This window comes from Gemmobacter nectariphilus DSM 15620 (assembly GCF_000429765.1).
Lineage (GTDB): Bacteria > Pseudomonadota > Alphaproteobacteria > Rhodobacterales > Rhodobacteraceae > Wagnerdoeblera > Wagnerdoeblera nectariphila.
This window is the reverse complement of record NZ_AUCM01000051.1, coordinates 1-2,109: the sequence shown is the minus strand read 5'-3', so window position 1 is coordinate 2,109 and position 2,109 is coordinate 1. Positions and strand designations below refer to the sequence as shown.

The following is a 2,109-nucleotide window of genomic DNA, read 5'->3' as shown; positions in this document are numbered from 1 at the left end:
CGTGGTCTACTTCAACGCAACACAAACCGATCAGCAGGTGCAGGCAGTAGCTTAAGTCAGCCGGAAATCTGTCCAAGAGTTGGGGAGTAGCTCAGCTCGTTCGATCGGGCGTTCGGCGAAGTGATCCGCAAGCTTGAAGGCTCGGCCGAAGAATTGAAGGCTCTCATGGACGCGGCCGATGACGAGGCTGCCCGGAAGAAAAGGGAACAGGAGCTTCAATGGGAGCGCTGGCGGAGGGAAGAGGATAAGCGCAGTGAGGCGAAGGCCCGCACCGAGAGCCTTCAACAGCTTTCGGATATCATGGCGGATTGGACCAAGGCGCTCTCCGTCGAGATGTTCTTCGTCGAGGCCGAAAAGCGTATGCAGATGGTGGACGGAGAGCGGCGCGTGCATCTGGAGTCCCGGCTGCGTTTGGCGCGTTCGATGCTGGGCGATCTCGATCCGCTATCATTCATCGAGCAGTGGGTTTCGCCAGAGGAGCGCTACCAGCGAAAGTTCATGGATGAATAGGGCATCAATCGTGGGGGGCATACCGACGATTTGCATCCATCGCGCGGCTCTTCGAAATGGAAGCGCACCGCGCCTGGCGCCAAGCTCAGTCCTCTGCAGAAAGCTTGATGTTTCCGTCCCTACCGACCTCAGCAAAGGTGCGTTGCGTCCCGCAGGAAGCGGGCAAGATTAGAAAATCTCATTCTCTCGGCAAGAGACGTCAGTTGTGCGAATAAGGCCGTAGTGCATGTCTGATGCTATGCAAACAGGCCGTGTCCGTTCCGAACATCTATCCGCCGCTCTGATCCGCCTTCTGGCAGTTGGTGCCGGCGCGGCCGTCGCCAACAGCTATTATAATCAGGCTTTCCTCGGCCATCTGACAGCCGATTTCGGGCTGACGGCTGGCACCGCCGCCATCGTGCCCGTGCTGACGCAAGCGGGCAACGCGCTTGGGGTGCTCTTCCTCGCACCACTCGGGGACCGCCTCGAGCGTAAGTCGCTTATCCTCGTGACCATCGCCGCCCTCGTGGCGGCGCTGATCGGTGCGGCTGCCTCGCCCGGCTTCGTGTGGCTCGCTGTTGCTAGTTTCGCGGTCGGCCTGTTCGCCACGGTCGCCCAGCAGATCGTGCCGCTCGCCGTGCATCTGGCTCCACCCGACAAGCAAGGTCGTGCACTCGGCACGGTAACAGGTGGCATCCTGATCGGTATTCTGCTTGCCCGCACGGTCAGCGGCATAGTCTCGGACCTTTGGGGATGGCCTTACGTGTTCTGGCTGGCCGCGGTCGTGATGAGCATTGTTGGCGCGGCGCTGGCGCGTTGGCTTCCGCGTGCGATGCCGACGACCGACTTGAGCTATCTGCATCTGCTTGGCTCTCTTTGGACGTTGGTACGCAAGTATAGCGTTCTCCGGCCCGTGGTCGCGGCGCAATTCCTGATCTTTGCGGCCTTCATCAGTTTTTGGTCGAACCTCGCGCTTCTGATGGCTGAGCCGCAGTATGAACTCGGAGGAACGGCTGTGGGTCTTCTGGCGCTAGTTGGTGTCGTCGGCGCGCTTGCCGCGCCTATCGCAGGCGGTTTCTCAGACAGGCGTGGGCCCGCCATGGTTGCGTCGATGGGCGCAGGGCTCGTGATACTGGCCTTCCTCATTTTCGGGCTCTGGCAGGGTTCCATTATTGGGTTGGTCGCCGGCATCGTGATCATGGATCTCGCTGTGCAATCGTCCCAGGTTGCCAACCAGTCGCGCGTCTATGCACTTGATCCGAACGCGCGCAGCCGGCTTAACACCATATTCATGGCAACCATGCTCGCTGGTGGCGCGGTCGGGGCCGGCATTGGTGGCGCTGCCTACGCCGAGTGGGGCTGGAGCGGCACATGCGCTTTCGGCACGATCTCGGCCACCTTGGCGCTGCTGTTGTTGCGGAAGTCCTAACTCGAGGCGATGCATAAATGATCGCCTCGACCAACGCGGCAGCCGGGCGTATGCCCAGAGGGCCCATGGGTCATGTACCCAACTCGTCGCGCGCTGTTGCCACCCCGTCGAGGAATTGGTCGAGAGAGCGTTTTCTGGCAGACCGATCAAATGCGTAGGCCGGTTGTTTGAATTGGTTGCCAGTCAGAAGC

General features: G+C 60.7%; 2 protein-coding genes. Both read left to right on the top strand.

The genetic code is table 11. The features are described from left to right. Positions 1-120: 120 nt before the first annotated feature. A complete protein-coding gene (locus tag G481_RS0118585; RefSeq protein WP_154664692.1) occupies positions 121-510 on the top strand; it encodes a hypothetical protein in 390 nt (129 codons plus the stop codon). A gap of 226 nt (positions 511-736) precedes the next feature. After that, entirely contained in the window at positions 737-1,918 is a 1,182-nt protein-coding gene (locus G481_RS24600; protein WP_211235240.1) for an MFS transporter, read from the top strand. The last annotated feature ends 191 nt before the right edge of the window (positions 1,919-2,109 follow it).

What these genes read in the sequence shown, in the direction of transcription:
- G481_RS24600 (WP_211235240.1), top strand. Translation starts at nt 737, where the DNA reads ATGTCTGATGCTATGCAAACAGGCCGTGTCCGTTCCGAACATCTATCC.